This is a genomic window from Winogradskya consettensis (assembly GCF_018332715.1).
Taxonomy (GTDB): domain Bacteria; phylum Actinomycetota; class Actinomycetes; order Mycobacteriales; family Micromonosporaceae; genus Actinoplanes; species Actinoplanes consettensis.
The window spans coordinates 352,907-378,710 of the sequence record NZ_BOQP01000017.1; the positions used below are offsets into that span (position 1 = coordinate 352,907).

The 25,804-nt window shown below is 70.7% G+C and carries 18 protein-coding genes and 1 riboswitch; of the genes, 12 read left to right on the forward strand and 6 right to left on the reverse strand.

The window, feature by feature from the left end:
• Window positions 1-142: 142 nt before the first annotated feature.
• Complete coding sequence (locus Aco04nite_RS18750; RefSeq protein WP_212998506.1) at window positions 143-808, reverse strand: GNAT family N-acetyltransferase; 666 nt, start codon at window positions 806-808, stop codon at window positions 143-145.
• Between the two features lie 66 nt (window positions 809-874).
• Between Aco04nite_RS18750 and Aco04nite_RS18755 the strand changes: the two genes are divergently transcribed.
• The 3 genes from Aco04nite_RS18755 to Aco04nite_RS18765 all read left to right on the forward strand — a co-directional run bounded on the left by Aco04nite_RS18755 (window position 875) and on the right by Aco04nite_RS18765 (window position 3,902).
• Entirely contained in the window at window positions 875-1,711 is an 837-nt protein-coding gene (locus Aco04nite_RS18755) for an NAD-dependent epimerase/dehydratase family protein (RefSeq protein WP_244876095.1), read from the forward strand.
• Window positions 1,712-1,805: 94 nt separating this feature from the next.
• The gene (locus tag Aco04nite_RS18760; RefSeq protein ID WP_203835845.1) at window positions 1,806-3,041 is read left to right on the forward strand and encodes an EAL and HDOD domain-containing protein; all 1,236 of its coding nucleotides are present in this window, start codon (window positions 1,806-1,808) and stop codon (window positions 3,039-3,041) included.
• 9 nt (window positions 3,042-3,050) lie between these two features.
• On the forward strand, window positions 3,051-3,902 hold the full coding sequence (locus Aco04nite_RS18765; RefSeq protein WP_212998507.1) for a glutathione S-transferase C-terminal domain-containing protein: 852 nt from the start codon (window positions 3,051-3,053) through the stop codon (window positions 3,900-3,902).
• A gap of 81 nt (window positions 3,903-3,983) precedes the next feature.
• On the opposite strand, the gene Aco04nite_RS18770 is transcribed toward Aco04nite_RS18765, so the two are convergent.
• A complete protein-coding gene (locus tag Aco04nite_RS18770) occupies window positions 3,984-4,649 on the reverse strand; it encodes a response regulator transcription factor (protein WP_212998508.1) in 666 nt (221 codons plus the stop codon).
• Window positions 4,650-4,716: 67 nt separating this feature from the next.
• Between Aco04nite_RS18770 and Aco04nite_RS18775 the strand changes: the two genes are divergently transcribed.
• Window positions 4,717-6,918 carry a putative bifunctional diguanylate cyclase/phosphodiesterase gene (locus Aco04nite_RS18775; RefSeq protein WP_244876096.1) on the forward strand — a complete coding sequence of 734 codons (2,202 nt, stop codon included), beginning with the start codon at window positions 4,717-4,719 and terminating at the stop codon, window positions 6,916-6,918.
• A 7-nt stretch (window positions 6,919-6,925) separates the two neighbouring features.
• On the opposite strand, the gene Aco04nite_RS18780 is transcribed toward Aco04nite_RS18775, so the two are convergent.
• On the reverse strand, window positions 6,926-7,582 hold the full coding sequence (locus tag Aco04nite_RS18780) for a hypothetical protein (RefSeq protein WP_212998510.1): 657 nt from the start codon (window positions 7,580-7,582) through the stop codon (window positions 6,926-6,928).
• Window positions 7,583-7,711: 129 nt separating this feature from the next.
• Between Aco04nite_RS18780 and Aco04nite_RS18785 the strand changes: the two genes are divergently transcribed.
• Genes Aco04nite_RS18785 through Aco04nite_RS48905 form a run of 3 tightly spaced genes read left to right on the forward strand, consistent with a single transcriptional unit; the run spans window position 7,712 to window position 12,931 of the window.
• The gene (locus tag Aco04nite_RS18785) at window positions 7,712-8,602 is read left to right on the forward strand and encodes an FAD binding domain-containing protein (RefSeq protein WP_212998511.1); all 891 of its coding nucleotides are present in this window, start codon (window positions 7,712-7,714) and stop codon (window positions 8,600-8,602) included.
• Window positions 8,599-11,271 (forward strand): molybdopterin-dependent oxidoreductase, encoded by a 2,673-nt coding sequence (locus Aco04nite_RS18790; RefSeq protein ID WP_212998512.1) that lies wholly within the window; start codon window positions 8,599-8,601, stop codon window positions 11,269-11,271. Before Aco04nite_RS18785 ends, Aco04nite_RS18790 begins: the two co-directional genes overlap by 4 nt.
• Window positions 11,272-11,278: 7 nt before the next feature.
• Window positions 11,279-12,931, forward strand: coding sequence for a hypothetical protein (locus tag Aco04nite_RS48905; RefSeq protein ID WP_244876097.1), 1,653 nt, complete (start codon window positions 11,279-11,281; stop codon window positions 12,929-12,931).
• Here Aco04nite_RS48905 and Aco04nite_RS18800 read toward each other — a convergent pair.
• Together Aco04nite_RS18800 and metH are read right to left on the reverse strand one after the other, a co-directional pair.
• Window positions 12,885-13,733, reverse strand: coding sequence for a hypothetical protein (locus tag Aco04nite_RS18800; protein ID WP_212998513.1), 849 nt, complete (start codon window positions 13,731-13,733; stop codon window positions 12,885-12,887). The two genes, Aco04nite_RS48905 and Aco04nite_RS18800, sit on opposite strands and share 47 nt — an antisense overlap.
• Window positions 13,734-13,805: 72 nt before the next feature.
• Window positions 13,806-17,429, reverse strand: coding sequence for a methionine synthase (gene metH, locus Aco04nite_RS18805; protein WP_438874921.1), 3,624 nt, complete (start codon window positions 17,427-17,429; stop codon window positions 13,806-13,808).
• A gap of 18 nt (window positions 17,430-17,447) precedes the next feature.
• Window positions 17,448-17,522: riboswitch (S-adenosyl-L-homocysteine riboswitch) on the reverse strand.
• A 188-nt stretch (window positions 17,523-17,710) separates the two neighbouring features.
• Here metH and Aco04nite_RS18810 point away from each other — a divergent pair.
• On the forward strand, window positions 17,711-18,667 hold the full coding sequence (locus tag Aco04nite_RS18810) for an MHYT domain-containing protein (RefSeq protein WP_212998514.1): 957 nt from the start codon (window positions 17,711-17,713) through the stop codon (window positions 18,665-18,667).
• Here the strand turns inward: Aco04nite_RS18810 and Aco04nite_RS18815 are convergent.
• Window positions 18,659-20,518, reverse strand: coding sequence for an elongation factor G (locus Aco04nite_RS18815; protein ID WP_212998515.1), 1,860 nt, complete (start codon window positions 20,516-20,518; stop codon window positions 18,659-18,661). The two genes, Aco04nite_RS18810 and Aco04nite_RS18815, sit on opposite strands and share 9 nt — an antisense overlap.
• A 235-nt stretch (window positions 20,519-20,753) precedes the next feature.
• Between Aco04nite_RS18815 and Aco04nite_RS18820 the strand changes: the two genes are divergently transcribed.
• From Aco04nite_RS18820 to Aco04nite_RS18835, 4 genes are all read left to right on the forward strand, one after another.
• Window positions 20,754-21,443, forward strand: coding sequence for a response regulator transcription factor (locus Aco04nite_RS18820; RefSeq protein ID WP_212998516.1), 690 nt, complete (start codon window positions 20,754-20,756; stop codon window positions 21,441-21,443).
• The gene (locus Aco04nite_RS18825) at window positions 21,440-22,798 is read left to right on the forward strand and encodes a sensor histidine kinase (RefSeq protein WP_212998517.1); all 1,359 of its coding nucleotides are present in this window, start codon (window positions 21,440-21,442) and stop codon (window positions 22,796-22,798) included. The genes Aco04nite_RS18820 and Aco04nite_RS18825 overlap by 4 nt, the downstream gene beginning before the upstream one ends.
• Before the next feature lie 55 nt (window positions 22,799-22,853).
• A complete protein-coding gene (locus Aco04nite_RS18830; RefSeq protein WP_212998518.1) occupies window positions 22,854-23,846 on the forward strand; it encodes an LmeA family phospholipid-binding protein in 993 nt (330 codons plus the stop codon).
• Between the two features lie 550 nt (window positions 23,847-24,396).
• Window positions 24,397-25,764, forward strand: a complete 1,368-nt coding sequence (locus Aco04nite_RS18835; RefSeq protein ID WP_212998519.1) for an ABC transporter substrate-binding protein — start codon at window positions 24,397-24,399, stop codon at window positions 25,762-25,764.
• Window positions 25,765-25,804: the final 40 nt, after the last annotated feature.

The following is a 25,804-nucleotide window of genomic DNA, read 5'->3' on the forward strand; positions in this document are numbered from 1 at the left end:
GCGGGCGGTCGGCTCACGTCCTCAGCGCGGGCGGTCGGTGGCAGCTCGGCCCCGTCGTCGAGCTGGCGGTCGGCGCCCGGAGCGAATTCGCGGCTCGCCGTGGCCGCTCGTGCCGGTAGCGCCCTGACGGTCGACGGCGGGGCTATTTGTTGATCAGGCGGTAGAGGACGCAGTCGCGCTGAGGCCAGTCCTGCGGCACGGTCGGGTGGATGAAGTCGTCGGCCGGGTCATATCTCATGCCGATCTTCTCCATGACCCGCCGCGACGCCACATCCTCCCTGGTAGTAAGCGCAACCAACGCCCCCAGCCCCAACCCACCCACACCCCGCCCATCCCCCACGGCCACGCCCACACCCGGACCACCCACACCCGGACCACCGACGCCCGGACCACCCACGCCCGGACCGCTACCAGCCGGACCGCTACCAGCCGGACCACCCACAGCCGGAGGGGAGAAGGCGTAGGCGATTGCGGCGCAGCCGGCTTCCGGTGCTAAGCCCTGCCCCCGGTAAGCAGGAGCGATCCGCCAGCCGATCTCCACGGCAGGAGCGAACAGCAGCGTTTCCGGAACAGGCCGAATCCCGACAAAGCCGCAGAAGTCGCCAGTCGCCACCAGCTCCACAGCCCAGAAACCCCACCCCCGCGAGTCGATCGCCGCCGAGAGCCGGTCCGCCATCGCGTCGCTCCGGTCGGCAGACAGTGTGGCCGGGAAGTGGCGCATGACCACCGGGTCGGCGTTCATCGCGGCGAACGGGGCGCGGTCGGACGGGCGCCACCGGCGCAGCAGGAGGCGGTCGGTGTGCAGCATGGTGATGTGTCCCTGGTGGGTAACGTCACGGTCCGTCCGGGGCCCGTGACGGGTTAGCGTCGTCAAATGAAGATCGCGGTGACGGGTGGGTCAGGGTTTATCGGGTCGGCGGTGGTGGCGGAGCTGGTTTCGGCGGGGCATGAGGTCATTGCGCTGGTGCGCAGTGCCGGGGCCGCGGGGAAGGTCGGCGAGCTCGGGGCGCGGGCAGCTGTCGGGGACCTGTTCGAGCCGGGATGGGCTGCGGAGCAGTTCAAGAAGGCCGATGCCGTGGCGCATCTCGCTGCGACCGGGGACGCGGAGACCGCGCTGCTGGACAGGAACGTGCTCGAGGCCGCGCGCAGGGCCGGGAAGCCGTATGTGCACACCAGTGGGATCTGGCTGTGGGGTGACAACACCTCGATCACCGAGGAGTCGCCGGTTCAGCCGCCGGCGCTCACCGCCTGGCGCATCCCCGTCGAGGAGGCCGTGCTCACGTCCGGGCTCGTCGTGACGATCATTGCGCCGGGCGTTGTCTACGGGCACGGCGGTGGGATGGTCGTCGAGGGGTTCGCTGCTGCGCGTACCCCCGAGGGGAAGGTGCCGTTGGTCGGGGACGGGTCGCAGCACTGGACGACCGTGCACGTGGATGACATCGCGAAGCTGTACCGGATCGTGCTCGAGCGGGGTGAGGGGCTCGGGTATCTGATCGGGGCGAGCGGCGACAATCCGAGCGTACGCGAGCTCGGGGAGGCATTGGGCAGCTTCGTGGCGGAGAGCGCCGAGGCCTCGCGGCAGCGGCTCGGGGGTGCCTATGCCGACGCGCTGCTGCTGGACCAGGCGGCGAGCGGGGCGAAGGCGCGGGGGCTGGGGTGGACGCCGGCGGGATCGTCGCTGGTCGAGGAGCTGCGCGGGGCGCGAATCTGAGGGCTGCACCACGAATGCCACTCTTTTACGACCGGGCTGAGCGAAAACCTTCATACCGGGGCGGGTGCCGCCGATCAATCATGGCGTGAACCCCATGGTGCCGATCCCGTTGCCGGGGACACAGCTCGTACATGTCGGGCGTCAGCCGATCTTCGATCAGACCGGCGATGTCGTCGCCTACGAGCTGCTGTTCCGAGGCAGCATGGACGCGATCGAGGCAGGCCGGCGCGACACGTACGCGACGAGCCAGGTCATCGTGAACGCGTTCACCGAGTTCGGCATCGACGAGGTTGTCGGGGACCGTACCTGCTTCATCAACATGACCCGGGAGTTCCTGGTCGGCGAGCTGATTCTGCCGTTCGGGCCGGAGCACGTCGTGCTGGAGGTCCTCGAGACGGTCGAGGTCGACGACGAGGTGATCGCGGGCGTGACGGAGCTGGTCGCGCAGGGTTACAAGATCGCGCTCGACGACTTCGTGTGGGGTTCGGGGCACGAGAAGCTGCTGCCGCTGGCCTCGTACGTGAAGCTCGATCTGCTCGACGGGGATCTCACACATCTCGACGAGATCGTCGCCGCGTGCCGGGCCTACCCCGACATCAAGATCGTGGCCGAGGGGCTCGAGACCGGCGAGCATCTCGCGCTCAGCAACAGGTACGGCTTCGAACTTCGCCAGGGGTACGTCCTGAGCCGCCCCCAGGTCCTGACCGCGCAGAGCCTCACCCCGTCGAAGCTGCGCCGCCTCGAACTGCTCGGCGCGCTGACCGCCCCCGACGCCGACCTGGACAAGGTTCTGCGGATCATCGCGGGCGACCCGGCGCTGACGATGCGGGTCCTGCGGGCCAGCAACTCGGCCGCGGTGGGGGCGACGAGCCGGGTGTCCTCCGTACGCCAGGCGGTCGTCATGCTCGGTCTGCCCCACATCCGCCAGTGGGCGATGCTGATGGTGGTCGACGACGTGGCCGAGGCGACCGAGACCCAGATGGCCGACGCCCTGACCCGCGCCCGCCTCTGCGAGAACGTCGCCGCCACGTTCGGCGCCGCGGGCGACGCGGCGTTCATGGCGGGACTGATCACGGCGGTCGCGCAGATGCTCGGGATCAGCCCGGCGTCGATGGCGCACCAGTTGCCGCTGACCCCGGAGATCGAGCAGGCCCTCGAGCGGGGCACGGGGAAGATCGGGCAGGTGCTGCGGGTCGTCAACGCGTACGAGCGGGGAGATCTCAAAGAAGTTGCTGCCGCGTACGCAGGCCAGGACCTGTCCGGAACCGTGATGGCGGCGATGAAATGGTCGACGATGGCGGTGGCGGCCACCGCGCAGGGCGCCGCCTAGAATTTCGCGATGACCACTTTTGCGAGCCCGGTCGACCTCGCGACCCACGGCGAGTACACGATGCCGGCCACCCCGGGTCCCCTCACCGGCCGGATCACCGCGGACACCGCCGAGGCGGGCCGCTACCACCTGTACGGCGGCTGGTTCTGCCCGTGGTCACACCGGGTCGCCATCGTGCGCACCCTCGCCGGTCTCGACGACATCGTCACCATGTCGTTCGTCGGCAACGAGCGCGACGCCCGCGGCTGGGCCTTCCGCGAGCAGTACGGCCCCGACCCGGTCAACGGCTTCACCCTGCTGCGCCAGGCTTACGAGGCGACCACCCCCGGGTTCGACGGCCACGTGTCGGTCCCGGCGCTCTGGGACCGTACGACCGGCAAGATCCTCACCAACGACTCGCACGCCATGGGCATCGACCTGGCAACGCAGTTCCATCACCTCGCCAAGCCCCTGATCGCGACGTACCCGGCCGAGCTCGCGGACGAGATCGAAGAACTGGACCGCCGGCTCGGCCCGGCGGTCACGTACGGCGCCGGCAAGGCGACCACCCCCGGACCTGCCCGCGACACCCTGCTGGCCACGTTCCAGCAGCTCGACGATCGCCTCGCCCAGCAGCGTTACCTGCTCGGCGACCAGGTCACCGAGGCGGACATCCGGCTCTGGGTCCGCCTGGTCCGCTACGACGCCGGCCCCAACGCCCACCGCACGATCAACCCCGGCCTGGCGGCCTACCCGAACCTCTGGGCGTACGCCCGGGACCTCTACGCCATCCCGGCGTTCCGCGACACGACGGACTTCACCACGTTCACGGCCCCCGGCGCGCAGGTCCCGGACTGGTCGGAACCCGCCGCCCGCCACTGAGCCCGGTCCCGCCGCCCGGTCACGCCGCCGGTCACGCCGCCCGGTCCCGCCGCCGGTCACGCCGCCCGGTCCCTCCGCCGGTCACGCCGGAGCGACCAGGCGGAACCCGACGCCGCGGCGGTTCTCGATCCAGGCCGGGTCGCCCAGTTTGCGCCGCAGGCTGGCGACGTGGAAGTCGAGCGTCTTGCCCGGCCCGGTGAACGCCGGGCCCCAGACGGTCTCCAGGATGTGCCGCCGGGCCACGACGGCGCCCGGGTCCTCGGCGAGCAGCAGGAGCAGGTCGTACTCCTTGGGGCTGAGCGACACGGGCAGGCGGTGCAGGCGGACGTCATGGGTGCGGGTGTCGATGGCGAGCGGGCCGCAGGAGCGCACCGGGTCGTCGGCCGCGGGCGGCACCGGGCGGGTGCGGCGGTCCACCGCGCGCATCCGCGCGACCAGCTCGCGCACGCTGAACGGTTTCGGCAGGTAGTCGTCGGCGCCGAGTTCGAGGCCGAGCACCCGGTCGGCCTCGTCGCCGCGCGCGGTGAGCATGATCAGCGGCGTGTCGCGGCCCCGGCGCAGCTGCCGGCAGACCTCGATGCCATCGATGTCAGGCAGCCCGAGATCGAGCAGCACCATGTCCGTGGGCGCGGCGGCGAGCGCGGCGGCGCCGGTGGCGACGTGATCGGCGACGATGCCGTATCGCGCCAGGCCGTCGACCAACGGCTCGGCGATGGACTCGTCGTCCTCAACCAGCAAGACCCTCATGCGCCTCAGTACGGATCACGGACCCCGCGCGGTTCAGAACGGTGGGTTTCCTGCCGATCGGACAGAGGTGAGCAGATCCCCCGGGCGGGTCCTACCGGTCGCGGCGTGCGCGGTCGTGCTCGTCGCGGTCGTGGGTGTCACCGCCGCGGTCCTGGACGTCGAGGGCCGCCGGGCCATCTTCTCCGCGACGCTGCTGGTGCTGGACGCCTTCGGAGCCGTGTACTTCTTCCGGGCCGCCCGGCGCAGCCCGTACCCGTCGTCCTGGCGGCTCGCCGGCCTGAGCCGCATCGCCGCGATCGCCGCGGGGGTCACCCTGGCGGTCTCCTCGGTCAACGGTTCCGAGGCGTTGTGGTGGACGGGCACCGTCCTGCGGATGCTGATGTTCGGGCTGATCTCCGCGGGTGCCGTCATCAGCCGCATGGTGGATCTCTCCGGGCGCCGCAGGTACGCGTTCGGCGCCGAGCTGCTGACCGTGCTGGCCAGCGGTTTCATGCTGACCTGGTACTTCGCGCTGGACCCGCTGATCGAGCACTGGGAGCCGGGCCCGCTGTGGGTGGCGACCATCGGCTACACGATCGGTGACCTGCTCATGCTCGTCTCGGCCAGCGCGCTGCTGCTCGGGGGTGCCGTGCCCCGGCTCACCCACCCGGTCACGCCGCTGGTGTTCGGCATGCTCGCCTACCTGGTCACCGACGCGATCTGGTCGGCGTTGGCGGTCCGCGGCCTGCACCCGGAGTCGTCGCTGGTGCTGGGCTGCGGCATCCTGCTCGCCACGGCGCTGATCACGCTGTCGCCGATCCTGATCAGCACCGGATCGCGCTCACCGGTCGTGCGTCAACGGCTGACCGGCCAACCGGCGTGGTCGGCGCGGCTCCCGCTGCTCGCCCTGGTGTTCGGCGGCGGCCTCATGCTGATCGTCACCGTCCGCGAGGACCACATCCTGCTCTGGGGCGGCCTGGTGCTGGGCCTGATCGTGATGACCACCTCGATCATGCTGCGCCAGGTGATCTCGCTGCGCGACAGCCGCGACCTGATCGTCTCCGACGTCCTCACCGGCCTCGCCAACCGCACCGGCCTCGACAACGCCATCACCCGCAGCCTGCGCCGCCACGAACACGGCACCCTCATGCTCATCGACCTCGACGGCTTCAAACTCGTCAACGACGCCTACGGCCACCCCGCCGGCGACCACATGCTCACCACCTTCGCCCACCACCTACGAGCATCCGTACGCCACACCGACACCTGCGCCCGCATCGGCGGCGACGAATTCGCCATCTGGCTCCCCGACGCCACCGACGACACCCCCGCCATCGCCGAACGCCTGCTGCACACCCCCACCGTCGCCCTCGACGACGACACCGTCCCCATCCGCGCCTCGATCGGCCTCGCCCCCACCACCGACGCCGACGACACCGTCAAAGACCTCATGCGCCGCGCCGACCTCGCCATGTACCACGCCAAACGCGCCGGCACCCACAGCTGGACCAGATACGACCCCGCCATGACCGACCGCCGCGCCGAGGACGCCACCCTCACCGAAGACCTCCAGCACGCCCTCGACCGCGGCGAGCTCCACGTCCTCTACCAGCCCATCGTCGACATCACCACCGGCAGAACCCTCGGCGCCGAGGCCCTGCTGCGCTGGGAACACCCGGCACGCGGGTTCATCAGCCCCGTACGGTTCATCCCGCTCGCCGAACGCAGCGGGGCGATCGCGCGTATCGGCCTGTGGGTGCTGGAACAGGCCCTGAAGGTCCGGCCGAGCGGCAGCTACATGTCCGTCAACCTGTCACCGCGGCAGCTGCAGGACCCCACGCTCGTCCACGACGTCCTCGCGGTCCTGCACCGCACGGCCACTTCACCCTCGCGGCTCGTCCTGGAGATCACCGAATCGGCCCTCGTGGACGACACCCACGCCCCGACGTTGCAGGCGCTGCGGGAGCACGGCATCCGGGTCGCGATCGACGATTTCGGTACGGGCTACTCGTCCCTGCAGTACCTCACCCGCCTGCCCGTCGACATCCTCAAGATCGACCGCGCGTTCGTCGCGGAACTGAACGGCACACCCGAGGGCCGCGCCATCGCCGAAGCCGTCATCCGCCTCGCCCAGGTCCTGCACCTGACCACCATCGCCGAGGGCATCGAAACCACCGACCAGGCCCTCGAACTGCAAACCCTCGGCTGCACCCGCGGCCAGGGCTACCTCTACGCCAAGCCCCTGCCCGCACACGCCCTGACCGAGGTGAGCACCGCCCCGGACGCCTGAGCCGGACTCAGGACAGGTCGACCCGCTCCCACGTGAACCGCGTCTTCCATTCCTCGTCGCCCGCCAGGAACGCTGCGAACGCCCCGGCGAGCTCGACCCGGTCGGCGGCCCGCGTGGCGTAGTGCCGGTCGGCGGACCCCTCCCGGTGTTCCAGGGTCAGGGCGCCGTCCGACACCAGGGACTGGATGTACACCTCGCTGTTCTCCGCTCCCCGTTCCAGGACGATGTAGTTGTTCGTCTCGCTCATCCGCCCGACCGCGGCGAGGAGCTGCTCGTGCGACGGATCAGCACACCGGAACCCCTCAGCGGACCAGAGCGTGAATGCTCCGGCACGCGCGAACGTCCGTACCACGTCGGACGAGGCGTCGAAACACAGCAACCCGTGCTGCCGCGCGAGTTCGGTAACGACCGACCGGAACTCATCGGCCCGCGAATACATGACGGACAGCAGCACACCGTCCACGACCGCGCAGGGCTCCGCGGACCAGGGGTCGTCCAGGTCGCCGACGGGATAGCGGGCGGTCAGGTCGTCGAGGAACGCGGACACCGCGGGGTGTGCGGGGCGGGGATCGGGGTCCGCGTCGATCATCACGTCGTACACCGCGAGCACCTCGTCGTCCGAGAGCGTGCGCGTCTCGAACCACACAGCCAGGTCGTAGCTCACGTCTGCATGATCGCATCCGGCGGCCACCGGGCGCACGATCCGGGCGGGGTCCGCGGGAAGCGAAGCGGAAACAGACGGCGCGTAACGTACCGTGTTTCCTTGGGGTGGGTACGGACGCAGGGGGCTCGCGTGGATCTGCACACGGTGGTCGAGGTGGTGAGCCCGGCGCGGCCCGGGCAGTGGCGGCGCGGGGACGCGTGGCTGGGTGGCGGGACCGCGCTGTTCGGCGAGCCTCAGCCCGGGGTCACCCGGCTGCTGGACCTCGCCGCCAGCGGCTGGACGCCGATCACTGTCCGTGACGAAGGGCTGGAGATCGCCGCGACCTGCACCGTCGCGGACGTCACCAGGTTCGCCGGAGCGCCCGAGTTCACCGCTTTCCACGGGCTTGCCACCGCCTGCTGCCGAGCGTTCCTCGCCAGCTTCAAGATCTGGAACGTCGCCACCGTCGGCGGCAACCTGTGCGCGGCCCTGCCCGCCGGCCCGATGATCGCCCTCACCGCAGCCCTCGACGGCGAATGCCTCATTCTCGGCCCCGCCGATCCCACCGACGGCCCCGCCGATCCCGCCGACGGCCCGGCCGGCGAAATCCCCGCCGATCCCGGTGATGGCGACGGCGGTCCGGTCGAGCGGCGGGTGCGGGTCGTCGACTTCGTGACCGGGGACGGCAGCACGGTGTTGCGGGACGGGGAGATGCTGCGGTCCGTGACGTTGCCCCGGGCCTCGTTGACCGGGCTGACGGCGTACCGTCAAGGGTCGTTGTTCACGCACGGCCGGTCGGCCGCTCTCCTGGCGGGACGACTCACGCAGGCCGGCGGGTTCGTCCTGACCGTGACGGCGTCGACGGTGCGGCCCTATCAGCTGCGGTTCCCGGAGTTGCCGGACGAGCGGCACCTGCTGGACGAGCTCGCGGCGGCGATTCCCGATGATGCCTGGACCGATGACGTGCACGGGTTGCCCGCCTGGCGTGCGCATCTGACGCGCACGTTCGCCGCCGAGATCCGGCAGGAGCTGGCCGCATGACGGTCCGGATCAACGGTACCGAGCACGACCGCGCACCCCGGCCCGGTCAGTGTCTGCGCACGTTCCTGCGCGAGGAGGGCTGTTTCGGGGTCAAGAAGGGGTGCGACACCGGCGACTGCGGCGCGTGCACCGTCCATGTGGACGGCGAGCCGGTGCACAGTTGTGTCTATCCGGCGTTCCGCGCGCAGGGCAGGCGGGTCACCACGATCGAGGGGCTCGCGACGGCGGACGGCCTGCATCCGGTGCAGCAGTCGTTCCTGGACGCCCAGGGCTTCCAGTGCGGGTTCTGCACCGCCGGGCTGATCATGACCACGGCCGCGCTGGACGAGGCGCAACGCGCGGATCTGCCCCGGTCGCTCAAGGGCAATCTGTGCCGGTGTACGGGGTACCGCGCGGTGGCCGACGCGATCAACGGTGTGCGTACGGTGGAGGATCCGGAGGCGGGAGCTGCCATCGGGGCCGGCCTCGGCGCCCCGGCCGGTCCGCAGATCGTGACGGGAACGGCCCGCTACACGTTCGACGTGGCGATGCCCGGGATGCTGCACCTCAAGGTGCTCCGGTCACCGCACGCCCACGCGCGCATCACGGGCATCGACGCGAGCGGGGCACTGGCCGTGCCCGGGGTGCGCGCGGTGCTGACCCACGAGGACGCGCCGGCGAAGTATTTCTCCACCGCCCGGCACGAGAACCCGTCGGAGGACCCCGCCGACACCCGGGTTCTCGACGACGTGGTCCGCTTCATCGGCCAGCGGGTGGCCGCCGTCGTGGCCGACACCGAGGGTGCCGCCGAGGAGGGCTGCCGCCTACTGCGCGTGTCCTACGACGTGTTGCCGTCCGTAGTGGACCCCGAGGACGCGTTACTGCCCGGCGCTCCCCTGCTGCACGGTGGCGACAGCAACGCGATCGGGCGGCTCGATGCCGAGCTGGGTTCGGTCGCCGACGGGTACGCCGAGGCCGCCGTCGTCTACGAGCAGACGTTCCGGACCGCCCGTGTGCAGCACGCCAGCCTCGAGACGCACGGCGCGATCGGCTGGCTCGACGCGGACGGGCGGCTCACGCTGCGGTCGAGCACCCAGACGCCGTTCCTGACCCGGCGGGCGCTCGCCGACCTTTACGACCTGCCCCTCGACCGGGTGCGGGTGCTCACCGGGCGGGTCGGCGGCGGCTTCGGCGGCAAGCAGGAGATGCTGGTCGAGGATCTCGTCGCGCTCGCCGTGCGCACCACCGGGCAACCGGTCAAGCACGAATACACCCGCGCGGAGCAGTTCACCTCCGCGACGACACGGCACCCCTTCACCGTACGCATGAAGGCGGGCGCACGAAGCGACGGCGTCCTGACCGCCCTCGAACTGCGCGTGGTGTCCGACACCGGCGCCTACGGCAACCACGGCCCGTCGGTGATGTTCCACGGCTGCCACGAATCCATCTCGGTCTACCGCTGCGCGAACAAGAAGGTCGACGCGTACGCCGTCTACACGAACACCGTGCCCGCCGGCGCGTTCCGGGGCTACGGCCTGGGCCAGGTGTCGTTCGCGGTGGAGTCGGTGCTGGACGAGCTCGCGCGGATGCTCGGCATGGACCCGGTCCTGCTGCGCGAACGCAACGTCGTCCTGCCCGGCGAGGACATGACCGCGCCCGGCTCGCACGCCGACGACCTGACCATCGCCAGCTACGGCCTCGACCAGTGCCTGACCGCCATCCGCGACGCGTCCCACGAGCCCCTGCCCGAGCCGGCGCCCGCGGGATGGCTGGTCGGTGAGGGCATGGCGATGGCCATGATCGCCGCCGGGCCGCCCGGTGGCCATTTCGCCGACGCCACGCTCACCCTGCTGGCCGACGGCCGGTACGAGATCGCCGTCGGCACCTCCGAGTTCGGCAACGGCAGCACCACGGTCCACGCGCAGATCGCCGCGGACGTCCTCGGCACCAAGCCGGACAGGATCGTCATCCGCCAGTCCGACACGGACGTCGTGGCCCACGACACGGGCGCGTTCGCCTCCACCGGGGTGGTCGTCGCCGGGCAGGCCGTCCTCGCCGCCGCGAAGGGGTTGCGTGCGGACATCCTCGCCAAGACCGGCGCGGTCACGCTGGGAGTGGACACCGTCGTGCAGGCCGACGGGTCGACGCTGCACCTGCGGGACGTGCCCGGGCCGATCAGCGCGCAGGGACACTGGACCGGCAGCCCCCGGTCGGTCGCCTTCAACGCGCAGTGGTTCCGGATCGCGGTGGACCCGGGCACGGGCGAGCTCCGCATCCTGCGCAGCGTGCACAGCGCCGACGCAGGCCGGGTCATGAACCCCCTGCAGTGCCGGGGCCAGATCGAGGGTGGCGTCGCCCAGGCCCTCGGGTCGGCGCTGACCGAGCGCATGGTCCTCGACGGCGGCACGGGCGAGGTCCGCACGACCGGCTTCCGGCAGTACCACGTGCCCGCGTACGCCGACGTGCCGCACACCGAGGTCGTGTTCGCGCAGACCGAGGACGCGATCGGGCCGCTGGGCGCGAAATCGATGAGCGAGAGCCCGTACAACCCGGTCGCCCCGGCGATCGCCAACGCGCTGCGGGACGCCACCGGCGTACGTTTCACCGACCCGCCGTTCACGCGCGACCGCATCTGGCTCGGCCTGCAGAACGATCAGGAGGGCCGGCCACCCGGTCCGCCGATGACATGATGGCGCGATGGCCAACCCGCGGCGTCTGCTCCACCATCGCATGTCGATCTCCCTCGCCGGACGCAGCGACGACGAGCTGACGGCATCGCTGCGTGCCGCACCCGCCGGCTCCGTCGGCGTGGGCGGCGGCTCCTCGGTGGTCACCATCGACGGCACACCGGTGTTCGCCAAACGGATCCCGATCACCGGCCGCGAGCTGGCCCACCCGCACAGCACCGCGAACCTGTTCAACCTGCCGGTCCACTGCCAGTACGGCACGTACCGACTCGCCGGCCCGGGCTTCAACGCGTGGCGCGAACTCGCCGCGTGCACGATCGTCTCCGACGGGGTGCTCGCCGGCGAGACCGAGGCGTTCCCCCTGCTGTACCACTGGCGCGTGCTCCCCGGCCGTCCCCCGCTCGCGCCCGAACACCACGACATCGACGCGGTGGTCACGCAGTTCGGCGGCAACCCGGCCGTCCGCACCCGCTTCGAGGAACTGGCCGCCGCCACGTCTAGCCTCGTGCTGTTCCTCGAGCACCTCCCGAGCCCCGTTCCCGAGCGGTTGACCGCCCCTCCCGAGACCGTTGAGCGTGAGTTGTTCGAGATCGTGGCGTTTCTGCGCAGCCGACACCTGCTCCATATGGACGGCCACTTCGGCAACATGCGCGCCGACGCCGACCGCATCTACCTCGTCGACTTCGGCCTGGCAACGTCGTCCACCTTCGACCTGTCACCCGCCGAACGCGACTTCGTCACCCGCAACCTCGGCCACGACAGCGACTACGCGGCCATGCGCCTGGTCAACTGGCTGGTCACCACGGCCTGCGGCGTGACCGGCAGCCTCACCGCCCGCAACACGTACGTCCGCCGGTGCGCAACCGGCGACATCCCCCAGGACGTCCCACCCGCCGTCGCAGCCATCCTCGCCCGGCACGCCCCAGCCGCTGCCCGCATGAACGACTTCTGCTGGCGCCTTCACGACGGCGACATCCACGCGCAGTATCCCGCTCCCGTCACCGCGGACGACGTCGACCTTGCCGTGCGGCTCGCCGTGGAGGTCCTTCGGGACGCGCCCCCGCAGGGGTGGGGTGGTAAGGCGGGTTCGCTCGACTGGGACTGCTGGGAGACCGCCGAACACCTCGCGAACGACCTGTTCTACTACGCCGCGCAGCTGGGACCGCAGAGCCCGCCGCTGGACACCCACGTGCCTTTCGCCTTGAGCCGGGACAGGCCGGACGCACCCGCGACGTTCCTCTCCGCGGACCGTGCCGCGGGTCCGGCCGGCCTGCTGCAGGTGCTGGAGACGTGTGGTGCGCTGCTGGTCGCGATGGTGCGGACCACGCCGCCGCAGGTCCGCGCCCACCACGCCGCCGGGGTGTCGGACCCCGAAGGCTTCGCGGCGCTGGGGTTGCAGGAGACGCTGGTCCACATGCACGATCTGACGAAAGGCCTCGGGCTTGCCTGGGCCCCGCCCGCCGATCTCTGCTCACGGTTGCTCGCCCGCCTGTTTCCCGAGGCTCCTGGCGGCGCCGATCCGTGGCTCACCCTGTTGTGGGCCACCGGCCGCGGCTCCTTGGAGGGGCACCCGCGTCTCACCACGTGGCGCTCGGACAGCACACCGCGGTTTTCCTCTACAAGCGACCGTTGGAGCGCAGGGTCAGCAGAGACTCCAGCGTGACCCAGCCCCGCCACTCCGGCCGCGTGATCGGTGTCCACGACTCGAACGTGAAGTCCCAGCCGCCGTCCGCCTTCTGCTTCGCCCGCAGCGCGTCCAGATGCCGGTCGATCACGTCGCCGTCGAACAGCGACCGGGCGAGGCTGTCCGGGTGGGGTGCGAAGTCGAGCGGCCCGTGCACGTCACCGTCGGCGGCCGGGTCGAGGTCGATCACCGAGCGGACGGATTCGCTCAGGGCGGCCCAGGTCGCTTCGGCTCGGGACCGGTCCGGCACGTGCTCCAAGAACTTCACGATGGTGCGTACGTCGTAGGCGCCGACAGCATTCAGATTGTCGAGGGCTGTCCAGCAGAAGCCGGTGGCCCGCTCGACCCACGGGTGCTCGACGCCGTTCTTGAGCAGCAGGCCGGCGATCGAGGCCGTGGGGTTGAGCGAACCGGGCAGCCCGGTGACCGGCGTCCACCACGGACCGCGCGGGCTCGTGGTCGGCAGCACCCAGGGCACCCCGCCGTCCGGGCGGGTGATCGACTCGAGGTAGCGCAGGATGCCGTCGAGCAGGTCCGCGTCGAGGGTGCCCACCTCGTCCATGACGAAGAGGGCAAGCTCGACGGGGACCGGCTGGCTCTCCGGGCCGCGGAGGTCGGGTTCGAGCGCGTGCCCGAAGCCGCCGTCCGCGTTCCCATAGGGCCGCAGCGCGTCGATCACCGTCGCCGGGTCACCGTCGCGGAAGTGGAACGCGAACCGCAGCCGGTCGAGCAGCCGCGCATTGACCCAGAGGAACGCTTCCGCACGATCCAGAGTATCCATCGGCCCACCCTACGACCGGGGTCCGGCAAAAACCGGGCCGGCCCCGCAAGGCCGGCCCGGGCATGAAGGCGCTCAGGAGATCTCGTACGCCAGGTTCGGCCGCAGCCACCGCTCGATCTCGTCCAGCGGCATCCCGCGCCGCTTGGCGTAATCCTCGACCTGGTCCTTCGCGATCCGGCCGACGGTGAAGTACTTGGCGTCCGGGTGGGCGAAGATCAGGCCGCTGACCGCCGCCGCCGGGGTCATGGCGAACGACTCGGTGAGGGCGATGCCGAGCTTGTCCGACTCGAGCAGCTCGAAGAGGTCCTTCTTCTCGCTGTGGTCCGGGCTGGCCGGGTAGCCGAGGGCGGGCCGGATGCCGCGGAAGCGTTCCGCGTGCAGGTCGGCGAGGTCGGGCTGGGCGTCCGGCTCGAACCATTCGCGGCGGGCCTCGAGGTGGATGTATTCGGCGAACGCCTCGGCCAGCCGGTCGGCGAGGGCCTTGACCATGATGGCGCGGTAGTCGTCCTGCTCCGCCTCGTAGCGGTGGGCAAGCTCGTCCGCACCCTGGATCGCCACCGCGAACCCGCCGAGGTGGTCACCCTCGGGCGCGATGTAGTCGGAGAGGGCACGGTTGGCGCGGCCCTGCGGCTTCTGCGTCTGCTGCCGCAACATCGGGAACCGTACGCCGTGGGAGCTGAGCACGATGTCGTCGCCGTCGCAGTGGGCGGGCCAGAACGCGTATGCACCCTTGGCCTGGAAGGACCCGTCCTCGATGATCTTGTCGAGCATGGTGTTGGCGTCGTCGAAGAGCTCGCGGGCGACGGGCTGGTCGAGGATCGCGGGGTACTTGCCCTTGAGCTCCCACGCCAGGAAGAGGAACTGCCAGTCGATCATCTCGCGCAGCGTCGCGATGGACGGCTCGACCACCTTGATCCCGGTGAACGACGGGGTGGGCAGCTCGGTGAAGTCGACGACCTCGTGGTTGGCGCGGGCCTCGTCGACGCTGAGCAGCGGCTGGGAGCGGCGGTTCTCGTGCTGCTCCCGCAGGCGTGCCTGCTCCTCGCGGTTGGCCGTGTCGAGGGTCGCCGCGCGGCCCGGGTCGAGCAGGTCGGAGACCACGCCGACGACGCGGGAGGCGTCGAGGACGTGCACCGTGGCGCCCTCGTAGACGGGCGCGATGCGTACGGCGGTGTGCTGGCGTGAGGTGGTCGCACCACCGATGAGCAGCGGCAGCTGGATCCCGCGGCGCTGCATCTCGGCACCCACCGAGACCATCTCGTCCAGCGACGGCGTGATCAGGCCGGAGAGCCCGATCGCGTCGGCGCCCTCGGCGATCGCCGTGTCGAGGATCTTCGCGGCCGGGACCATGACGCCCAGGTCGATGACCTCGTAGTTGTTGCAGCCCAGGACCACGCCGACGATGTTCTTGCCGATGTCGTGCACGTCGCCCTTGACCGTGGCGAGGACAACCTTGCCCTGGCCGCGGCTACCGGCCTTGTCCTTCTCCATGAAGGGCTCGAGGTACGCAACCGAGCGCTTCATCACGCGGGCGCTCTTCACGACCTGGGGCAGGAACATCTTGCCCGCCCCGAACAGGTCGCCGACGGCCTTCATCCCGTCCATCAGCGGCCCCTCGATCACGTCGAGGGGGCGGTCGACGAGCTGCCGTGCCTCCTCGGTGTCCTCCTCGACGAAGTCGACCACGCCGTGCATGAGGGCGTGCTTGAGACGCTCGGCCACGGGCGCCTCACGCCAGCTCAGGTCGATGACGCGCTTGGTGCCCGAGCCGGTGACCGTGGACGCGAACGTGACGAGACGGTCGGTGGCGTCCTCGCGGCGGTCGAAGATGACGTCCTCGACGAGCTCCAGCAGGTCGGCCGGGATGTCGGCGTAGACGGCGAGCTGGCCGGCGTTGACGATGCCCATGTCCAGGCCCGCGCGGACCGCGTGCAGCAGGAAGGCCGAGTGCATCGCCTCACGGACGACGTCGTTGCCCCGGAAGGAGAAGGACAGGTTCGAGATGCCGCCACTGGTACGCACACCGGGGCACCGCGCCTTGATCAGCGGCAGCGCGTCGATGAACGCCTTCGCGTACCCGTTGTGCTCGGCGATGCCCGTGGCGACCGCGAGCACGTTCGGGTCGAAGATGATGTCCTCGGGCGCGAACCCGGCCTCGTTGACCAGAAGGTCGTACGCCCGGCCGCAGATCGACACCTTGCGCTCGGTGGTGTCGGCCTGGCCCTTCTCGTCGAACGCCATCACGACCACGCCGGCGCCGTAGTCGCGCACCTTGCGGGCCTGGGCCAGGAACGGCTCCTCGCCCTCCTTGAGGCTGATCGAGTTGACGACGCCCTTGCCCTGCACGCACTTGAGCCCGGCCTCGAGCACGCTCCACTTGGAGCTGTCGATCATCACCGGGATGCGCGCGACCTCGGGCTCGGTCGCGATGAGGTTGAGGAACGTGGTCATCGCCTGCTCGCTGTCGAGCAGGTCGGCGTCCATGTTCACGTCGAGCAGGTTGGCACCGCCGCGCACCTGCTCGAGGGCCACGTCGGTCGCGGCCTGGAAGTTGTCGCCCTCGATGAGGCGGCGGAACTTCGCGGAGCCGGTGACGTTGGTCCGCTCGCCGATCATGACGAAGCCGGTGTCGGGGCCGATCTCGAACGGCTCGAGACCGCTGAACCGGGTGGCCGGCACGGGCTCGGCGACCGCCCGCGGGGCGAGCCCCTGGACGGCGCCGGCGATCTGCTGGATGTGCGCCGGTGAGGTGCCGCAGCACCCGCCCACGATGTTGACCAGGCCGTCCCGGGCGAACCCGCCGACCAGGTGGGAGGTCTCCTCGGGCGTCTCGTCGTAGCCGCCGAACGCGTTGGGCAGCCCGGCGTTCGGGTGGGAGGCCACGTAGGTGCCCGCGAGGCGGGCCAGGTCGGCCACGTGCGGGCGCATCTCGGTGGCACCGAGCGAGCAGTTGACGCCGACCACGAGCGGGTTGGCCCGCTCGATGGAGCGCCAGAACGCCTCGACCGTCTGCCCGGACAGCGTGCGGCCGGAGAGGTCGACGATCGTGACCGAGATCCAGAGCGGGAGGTCCGGTGCGACGGCGCGGGCCGCGGAGACGGCGGCCTTGACGTTGAGCGTGTCGAAGGCCGTCTCGATCAGCAGAAGGTCGACGCCGCCCTCGGCGAGGGCCTGGATCTGCTCCGCGTACGTCGCCTTGACCTGGTCGAACGTGACGGCACGATAGGCCGGGTCCTCGACCTTGGGCGACAGCGACAGCGTCACGTTGAGCGGCCCGACGGAACCGGCGACGAACCGTGGCCTGCCGTCGCGGGCCTCGGCCTCGTCGGCGGCCTGCCGGGCGAGCCGCGCACCCTGGATGTTCATCTCGCGCACCATCGACTCGAGGCCGTAGTCGGCCTGCCCGATGCTGGTCGCGGTGAACGTGTTGGTCGTGGTGATGTCGGCGCCCGCGGCCAGGTACTGCCGGTGGACGTCGAGGATCACGTCCGGGCGGGTGAGGATGAGCAGGTCGGGGTCGCCGGTGACATCCTTGGGGTGGTCGTCCCCGATGAGATCGCCGCGGTAGTCGGCCGGGGTGAGCTTGGCACCCTGCAGCATCGTGCCCCACGCACCGTCGAGGACCAGAATGCGCTCAGCCATCAGCTGGCGCAGGGTCTTCACCACGTCTTTGCCGGTTTGCGCTGTTACAGACACGTGACCACCTCCGCAAGGATCTCGGAGGCGCCCTTGGTCGGTGAATCCAGTCCGAGCGTGGCGGGTCACCCCGTCGCAGCGCCCCTCGGCCTGGCGACTAAGACTACCCGAAGACGGTCGTATCGGCCGCACCCACCGGATGCCCGCGAGGGTCGGCTGGTCAGCCGGTCGGACGTCCCCCTAACAGCCCGATCTTGCCCCGGAACCGCCGCCGGGCCGCGCCGAATTCGCTTTCACCAGGCAAGATGCGCCCCGGGGATATACCTGGGGGGTACAAACAAATGGAAATTCACCACTTCCAGCACGGCTGGGTGACCCCGGCCATCAGTTACGCACTGTCCGTTCTCGGCTCGATGCTGGGCCTGGTCTGCGCGGTCCGGCTGCGCTCCGCCACGGGCACCGGGGCACGCACCTGGTGGCTCGCGCTCTCGGCCATCGCCATCGGCGGCACCGGCATCTGGACCATGCACTTCGTCGCCATGCTCGGCTTCGGCGTCGTCGGCACCACCATCCGCTACGACGTGGCCCTCACCGCCGCCAGCGCCATCCTGGCCATCGCGGCGGTCGGCCTCGGCATGCTCGTCGTCTTCGGCGGCACCACGGCAACCCGTCCCGGCCCGGCCCGCATCGCCATCGGCGGCGTCCTGGCCGGCCTCGGCGTGGCCGCGATGCACTACATGGGCATGTACGCCATGCACCTCAACGGCGCCATCTCGTACGGCACCGGCAAGGTCGCAGCCTCGATCGCCATCGCGGTCCTCGCCGCCACCGCGGCCCTCTGGCTCGCCGCCAACGTCCAGCGCCCGGTCGCCATCTTCGGCGCGGCCCTCATCATGGGCGTAGCGGTCAACGGCATGCACTTCACGGGCATGTCCGCGATGTCCGTACACACCAGAGCCACCGCGACCAGTCCGACCGGCGCCTCCGGGACGTCGCTGCTGATCCCGATCGGCCTCACGGTGCTGTTCGGCGTCCTCGGCCTCCTGTACGCCCTGATGGCAGCCCCGACGGAGGAGGACCGCGCCGCCGCGGAGTACCTCGCCTCCCGCCGCCTGGGAACGCCGGCCGCACCTGCTCCCGCGGCCCCGCGGCCCGGCTCCCTGCCGTCCGCATCGGGCCTGTCCGCATCCGGGCGATCCGCGTCGGGGCCGTCCGCGTCCGGCGGGAACCAGCCCGGGCCACGCTCGTCGGCCCTCGGCGGCGGCTCCTGGACCTACCGGGACCGCGAATCACGCTGACCGCCCCCTGACCGGCACCCTGCCGTTCAGGTGGCGCAGGTACCGCTCACGGTCGAGCGGATCGCCGTCGAGGCGGGCCCGCACCGGCGGCGGCCCGCTCACCGGACGGTCACCACCCGGCCGGGTCCAGAGGGCACCCTCACCACGGGTCAGGCCCGGAAGCACCCGGGCCAGGTCCTGCGCCGACCGCGACGGAACCTCGCCGGTGACCGCCCAGGACTCACCGCGTCCGGCGGTGCCGGCGATCGCGGCCCCCAGCCCCGTGAGCGCGGCGAGCACCGCGCTGAGCGTGTCCCCGGGAATTTCCACCTCGAAGGCCTGGCATGGCTCATGCACCCGGGTCCCGGCGTCCCGCAACGCCCGCAGCAGCACCACGGGCGTGAGACCCCGGAAGTCCGCGGCGGTCGAAATGGGCGACTTCCATCCCGTACGCACGACGGTGACCTCGCAGTCGAGCACCTGCCACCCGAAGAGCCCCTGCTCCAGGGTCTTCCGGACGGACTCCTCGACGGCGACGTGGAACGCCCGGGGCAGCGCACCCCACTCGTCCTCCCGCCGGTACACCGTCCCCGCCCCGGCCCGCCCCGCGGCGACCCTGAGCCCGACCGTCGCCCAGAAGTCGCTGCCCCCGCGCTTGTCGAACTCGACGATCGCCGTCCCGCTCCCACGCAGGCGCTCGAAGCAGACCGGCTGGATCCGCCCGAAGACCGCCTCGACGCCGAACTCCCGCACCAGCCGCTCGGCGAGCACCTCCCGCTGCACGGCCCCGTACAGCAACACGGAGGTCCCGCCGCCCGCGGACACCCGCGTCCGGATGAGCGGATCCTCGTCAGCGAGCCGGGTCAGCGCGGCGTGCAGCCGGGCCTCGTCACCGGGACACGCGGGCCGCACCACGGCTTCCAGCCCCGGCGGCGAGAACACCGGCAAGGGGTCAGCACCCCGCTCCCCGAGCCGGTCCCCCACCCGTACCCCGGAAAGCCCCCGGACCCGGGCGATACTGCCGGCCCGCAGCACCCGGCTGTCCGCGCCGACCACCTCGATACCGGTCACCCGCCCGCTGACCCTCTCGTTCCCCCGCCGCAGCCGGACCCGCTGCCGCTCGCGGACCTCCCCGCCGAACAGCCGCAGATACGCGACCTTCTCCGCACCACCCCGCCGCTCAACGGCGAACACCAGCCCGCTGACCGCTTCCGGCTCCCCCTCGGCCCGCGTAGCCTGCCGGTTCGCCACGGCGAGTGGGCCGAGGACGGTGGTCAGTCCGTTCGCCAGATCCTGCACCCCGGCGCCGGTGATCGCCGAGCCGAAGTACGCGGGATGCAGGCTCCCGGCCACCGTCTGCTCGGTGATGAGCGACCGCAGCTCCTCCGCCGCCGGGTCGTTCATCGCGAACACATCGGCGCCGAGCTTCGCGCGTACCTCAGAAATGATCTCCGCGGGCCGGGCGCCGGGCCGATCGATCTTGTTGATGAACAGCACGGTCGGCACGCCGAGCCGGCGCAGTGAGCGGAACAGCACCCTGGTCTGAGCCTGCACACCCTCGACCGCGGACAGCACCAGAACCGCCGCGTCGAGCACGGTCAGCGCGCGTTCCACCTCGGCGATGAAATCGGGGTGCCCGGGCGTGTCGATCAGATTCACCTGCACGCCCGCCCGGGTGAACGAGGCGACCGCCGAGCGGATGGTGATGCCCCGCTCCCGTTCGATGTCACCACTGTCGGTACGCGTATCGCCGCCGTCGACGCTGCCCAGCGCAGCGATCACGCCGTGGTCGAACAGCAGCCTCTCGGTGAGACTGGTCTTACCTGCGTCGACATGCGCCAGGATGCCGAGATTGAGTGTGGGACGGGTCAAGGAGAACCTCGCGAGGTCGGAACGGACGTCGGATCCGGAGCGTCCCGATGCCTCGCATGTCGCCTCCCCATAACGAACTACCGACCGAAGGTGCGTTCGCCGACGACCCTATGACCGCCCCCGCCGGCACCGCTACCGATTTGCCCGCCCCGCCGGGAGGACCGGTACGGCCCCCTGGCATCCCCCGGCCGGTTCTCATGGAGTTCTCATCGGGGTGTGCTGTCATGGCGGCATCATGACCAGCGCGCGCATCCTCGTCGTCGACGACCAGCCCAACATCGTGGACATGCTCGCCACCGTGCTGACCTTCCACGGGTTCGCGGTGGACACGGCTGCCACCGCCGCCCAGGCGGTCGAGAAGGCCACCGAGCGCGACCCGGACCTGGTGCTGCTCGACGTGATGCTGCCCGACGGCGACGGTGTCGACGTGTGCAGGCGGCTGCGCGCGGGCGGTTCCGGGGCCGGCGTCGTTTTCCTGACCGCCCGGGACGCGCGCGACGACCTCGTGCAGGGGCTCGCGTACGGCGGTGACGACTGGATCACCAAGCCGTTCGACGTCGAGGTCCTCCTCGCCCGGGTGCGCGCGGTGCTGCGGCGCACCGGCGGCAACACCCCCACGAGCCGGCTGCTCCGGTACGCCGATGTCGAGCTCGATCAGGACACGCTCGACGTACGCCGGGCCGGCGTCCAGCTGCAGCTCTCCCCCACCGAGCTGAAACTGCTGCGCTACTTCCTGCAGAATCCGGGGCGCGTGCTGTCCCGGGGCCAGATCCTCGCCGCGGTCTGGGAATACGAGACCGGGGCCGGCTCCAACGTCGTGGACACCTACATCGGCTATCTGCGGCGCAAGCTCGACCGGTCCGGCCCACCCTTGATCGTCACCCACCGGGGCTTCGGGTACGCGCTGCGCTCGAGCCTGCTGTGACGCTCCGGCGGCGGATCCTGCTGTGGATCGTGGCGCTGACCGCGGCGGCACTCGCGGTCACCGGCGTGACGGCGGTGGTGGCGCTCCGGGCGTACCTGCTGGATCGGATGGACAACACCCTGGTCACCGCCGCCGCGGCCCTGCGGGAGCGGGCCGTCATAGCGGCCCTGGCACCGGTGGCAAGCGGCCAGAACGTCCAGCAGGTCACCAATGTCAGCGAGTTCGTGGCCGAGTTCCGCAACGCGCAGGGCGGGATCACCCGGACGACGGGTACGTCCCGGCTGCCCGCGCGGCCCCTGCTCGACCAGGCCGACCTGAGCCGCACGGGTCCGCAGACCGTCGCCGGCTACCGGGCCGTGGTGGTCCGCGACGGCCCGGTTCTCGCCCTGGTGGCGCTGCCCGTGTCCCCCGTCGACGACATTGTGCGGCGACTGATTCTGATCGCCGTGGTCACCTCCCTCGCGGTGCTCGGCGTGCTCTGTCTCGCCGCGCGCCTGCTGTTGCGCCGGGCCCTGTCCCCGCTCACCGAGATCGCGGCGACCGCGACCGCCCTCGCCGACGGCGACCTGAACCGCCGCGTCCCCGATCGCCTCGCCGCCCCCCGCACCGAGGTCGGCATGCTCACGTCGGCGGTGAACCGCATGCTCGCGCGCATCCAGTCCGCCCTCTCCGCGCAGGAACGCGCCCTCGCCGCCCGGGAGCGGTCGGAGTCGAGGATGCGCGCATTCGTCGCCGACGCGTCCCACGAGCTGCGCACCCCGGTCACGTCGATCCGCGGCTACCTGCAGCTGGTCCGCACCGGCGTGGTCGATCTGCGGGAACGCCCCGACGTGCTGGGACGCCTCGAGGACGAGGCCACCCGGATGGGCACCCTGGTGACGTCCCTGCTGTACCTGGCGCGGCTGGACGCCGGGCCGCAGTCGAACCGCGTACCCGTCGATCTGGCGGCTCTGATCCGCGACGCGGCCGCCGACGCCCGGGCTGTGGAGCCGGACCGCCCGCTGACCGTTGCCGCTCCGGCCTCGTGCCTGGTCACCGCCGACCCCGACGGCCTGCGCCAGGTCCTAGCCAACCTGCTGAGCAACGTACGCGCCCACACGCCACCCGGCACCGCGGCCTCGGTGACCCTGCACCCGGTCGACCTCCGCGTCGAGGTCACCGACGCGGGTCCCGGCTTCGGCGACGCGGCCACCACGCACGCCTTCGAGCGGTTCTGGCGCGCGGACGCCTCCCGGCCCTCCTCGGGCGGCACCGGCCTCGGCCTCGCCATCGTCGCGGAAGTCATCCGCGGCCACGGCGGCACCACCGGCATCGAAGGATCCACCGTCTGGTTCGCCCTCCCCCGCGACTCCTAACGAACTCTCATCCCGCTCGCATCGGCCCGGCAACCACACTTGCTGAAGTGAGCCCATGACCAGAAAACGCACCGTGATCCTCGCCGTGATGTCCACCGCGATCGTCGGCCTGCCCCTGCTCGGCGACCGCATCACCCGGTCCGTCGCCGAACACCGGATCGCCGACCGCCTCCAGTGCGCCGCCGGCCTGAACTCGCCCCCGGACGTCTCCCTAGGCGGCTTCCCGTTCCTCACGCAGCTCGCCACCCGCACCCTGACCCACCCCACGATCAGCGCGAACAACGTCACCGCCGGCCCCATCACCCTCACCCACATCGCCGCCGAGGCCGAACACCTCAAGCTGGCCACACCGGTCACCGCCCGCACGATCTCCCTCGACGCGACAATCGGATACGCCACGCTGTCATCCCTCATGACCAAGGCCGGCACCAACCTCGACGGCAGTCCTGACAGCGGTCTCGGCAGCCTCCTCGGCCTCGGAAAGCAGCCCGCAGCCGACGGTCAGACCTCCACCGGGCGCAGCGGCGACGCGCCTGCCGAGGAAGGCTCCGGCACGACCGGCAGCAGCCCGGAAGCGGCCGGTGCTCTGGCCGGCGCTCTGGCCGGCGCCACCATCAGCGGCGATGAAACGGGCCGGCTGGTGATCAATGCCAAGATGCCGATGCAGGGACGGACAATGCCGATCAGCGTGTACGCCGACCTCGCCCTGACCGCCGGCAAGCTGACCGTACGCCCCGCCGAGGTGGAGATCAGCGCCTTCGGAATCCGGGTTCCCGCCGACCGGCTCGGCGAACTCGGTCAGGGCCGCACGATCACCCTGCCCACCCTGCCCGGCGGCCTCACCTTCCAGACCATCGAGGCCCACCCGGACGGCCTGCGCCTGGTCATCGCCGGCCGCAACGTCTCGTTCAACCCCACCGACGCCACGCCCAGCACCAACCCCACCGGAACCGGATCCGACCCCACCGGCGCCGAGTCCGGCACCGGGCTCGCCGGAGCCGTGGCAAGAGCTCTCACCGACGCCGGCGCCTGCCGCAAACCGGCCTGACGGCCACCCCACGGGCGGAGGGTCATCCTGACGCGCCGACGAATCGGTTTCCGGCCCGCCGGCGGCCCATCACGAACCCCCGGCCACGCGGTGAAACTCGACCACCTGGTCGTGCGGCGGGGGACCGCATCCTGGCGCTCATCGTTACCGTCCCGGTGCTCAACGTCACGCTCACCACACGGAAGAGGGTCGGCCAACCGGCGCGAAGGGTCGGTGGGACGGCCCGATCCGGTCATCGGAACGGTCATCCGGGCACGTCCGAACGGCGCCATGGGCACGCTCCCACGGGATCTGCCATGAAAAATCTTGCGACGTCAGCAACCTCACCGCATCGGTGATCTTCCATTGATAATTGCATCCGATCAGCGGAAGTCTTATATAAATAGTGTTAACCGTTTTACTTGCCCTTCCCTCTGGTGCCGAATCGTTACTCGGTTGATCATTCGGAAACATTGCGAAAGACCTCGCCTCACTCTTGACTGACTGCCAGGGGAACCGGAGATGGTGACGGCGTTGTCACGCCCCGGCGTGATGTGACATAGGGAGTGGCATGTTCGGTCTTGCGAAGAGTCGGCGCCTCAGGGGCGCGCTCGCGGGCACCGTGGGGGTAGGCCTGGTACTCGGGGCAGCCGCCTGCAGCAGCAGCAGCGACAGCTCGGATGACGACACCGCCAGTGCGGCGTCCATCGACTGCGCGCCATACAAGACGTTCGGCGACCTCAAGGGCAAGACGGTCTCGGTCTACACGGGCATCGTCACGCCGGAGGACAAGGCCTACAAGGACTCGTACAAGCCCTTCGAGGACTGCACCGGCGTCACGATCAAGTACGAGGGTGACAAGTCCTTCGAGACGCAGATCCTCGTCCGCGCCAAGGCCGGCAACCCGCCGGACCTCGCGATCGTGCCGCAGCCCGGCCTGCTCAAGCAGCTCGTCGCGACCGGTAAAGCGGTGGCGGCCCCGGCTGAGGTCTCGGCGAACGTCGACAAGTTCTGGGGTGCCGACTGGAAGGCCTACGGCACCGTCGACGGCAAGTTCTACGCCGCCCCCTCGGGTGCGAGCGTGAAGTCGCTGGTCTGGTACTCGCCCAGCGAGTTCAAGGACGCCGGCTACACCGTTCCGACCACGCTCGACGAGCTCAAGACGCTCACCGACAAGATGGTCGCGGACAAGAAGAAGCCGTGGTGCGCGGGCATCGCCAGCGGTGAGGCCACGGGTTGGCCGCTCACCGACTGGATGGAGGACTTCATGCTCCGGCTCTCCGGGCCGGAGACCTATGACAAGTGGGTCAACCACGACATCCCCTTCAACGGTCCCGACTCGACTGCGGCACTCGACGCCGTCGGCGCGTACCTGAAGAACCCGGCCTACGTGAACGGTGGCCTCGGCGACGTCAAGAGCATCGCCACCACCACGTTCCAGGAGGCCGGCCTGCCGATCCTCGACGGAACCTGCTCGCTGCACCGCATGGCGAGCTTCTACGCGGCCAACTTCCCCGCGGGCACGAAGGTGGCCGAGGACGGCGACGTCTTCGCGTTCTACCTGCCGGGCAAGGACGCCACCAGCAAGCCGGTTCTGGGTGGCGGCGAGTTCAACCTCGCGTTCGCCGACCGTCCCGAGGTGAAGGCGTTCCAGACGTACCTGTCGACCGACACCTGGGCGAACATCAAGGCGCAGGCCTCGCAGGGCTGGATCTCGGCCAACAAGGGCCTGGACACCAGCAAGGTCAGCAACCCGATCGACAAGCTCTCCGCCGACCTGCTGCAGAACCCGAGCACGACGTTCCGCTTCGACGGCTCCGACCAGATGCCCGCCGCGGTCGGCTCCAACGCCATCTTCAAGCAGATGACGAACTGGATCACCGGACAGGACACCAAGACCACGGTCGACAACGTCGAAAAGGCGTGGCCCGCCAAGTGAGCTAGGAAGTCCCGGGGCCGGTCGCCACAGGTGACCGGCC

What these genes read in the sequence shown, in the direction of transcription:
- Aco04nite_RS18750 (WP_212998506.1), bottom strand. Translation starts at nt 808, where the DNA reads ATGCTGCACACCGACCGCCTCCTGCTGCGCCGGTGGCGCCCGTCCGAC.
- Aco04nite_RS18755 (WP_244876095.1), top strand. Translation starts at nt 875, where the DNA reads ATGAAGATCGCGGTGACGGGTGGGTCAGGGTTTATCGGGTCGGCGGTG.
- Aco04nite_RS18760 (WP_203835845.1), top strand. Translation starts at nt 1,806, where the DNA reads ATGGTGCCGATCCCGTTGCCGGGGACACAGCTCGTACATGTCGGGCGT.
- Aco04nite_RS18765 (WP_212998507.1), top strand. Translation starts at nt 3,051, where the DNA reads ATGACCACTTTTGCGAGCCCGGTCGACCTCGCGACCCACGGCGAGTAC.
- Aco04nite_RS18770 (WP_212998508.1), bottom strand. Translation starts at nt 4,649, where the DNA reads ATGAGGGTCTTGCTGGTTGAGGACGACGAGTCCATCGCCGAGCCGTTG.
- Aco04nite_RS18790 (WP_212998512.1), top strand. Translation starts at nt 8,599, where the DNA reads ATGACGGTCCGGATCAACGGTACCGAGCACGACCGCGCACCCCGGCCC.
- Aco04nite_RS48905 (WP_244876097.1), top strand. Translation starts at nt 11,279, where the DNA reads ATGGCCAACCCGCGGCGTCTGCTCCACCATCGCATGTCGATCTCCCTC.
- Aco04nite_RS18800 (WP_212998513.1), bottom strand. Translation starts at nt 13,733, where the DNA reads ATGGATACTCTGGATCGTGCGGAAGCGTTCCTCTGGGTCAATGCGCGG.
- Aco04nite_RS18810 (WP_212998514.1), top strand. Translation starts at nt 17,711, where the DNA reads ATGGAAATTCACCACTTCCAGCACGGCTGGGTGACCCCGGCCATCAGT.
- Aco04nite_RS18820 (WP_212998516.1), top strand. Translation starts at nt 20,754, where the DNA reads ATGACCAGCGCGCGCATCCTCGTCGTCGACGACCAGCCCAACATCGTG.
- Aco04nite_RS18830 (WP_212998518.1), top strand. Translation starts at nt 22,854, where the DNA reads ATGACCAGAAAACGCACCGTGATCCTCGCCGTGATGTCCACCGCGATC.
- Aco04nite_RS18835 (WP_212998519.1), top strand. Translation starts at nt 24,397, where the DNA reads ATGTTCGGTCTTGCGAAGAGTCGGCGCCTCAGGGGCGCGCTCGCGGGC.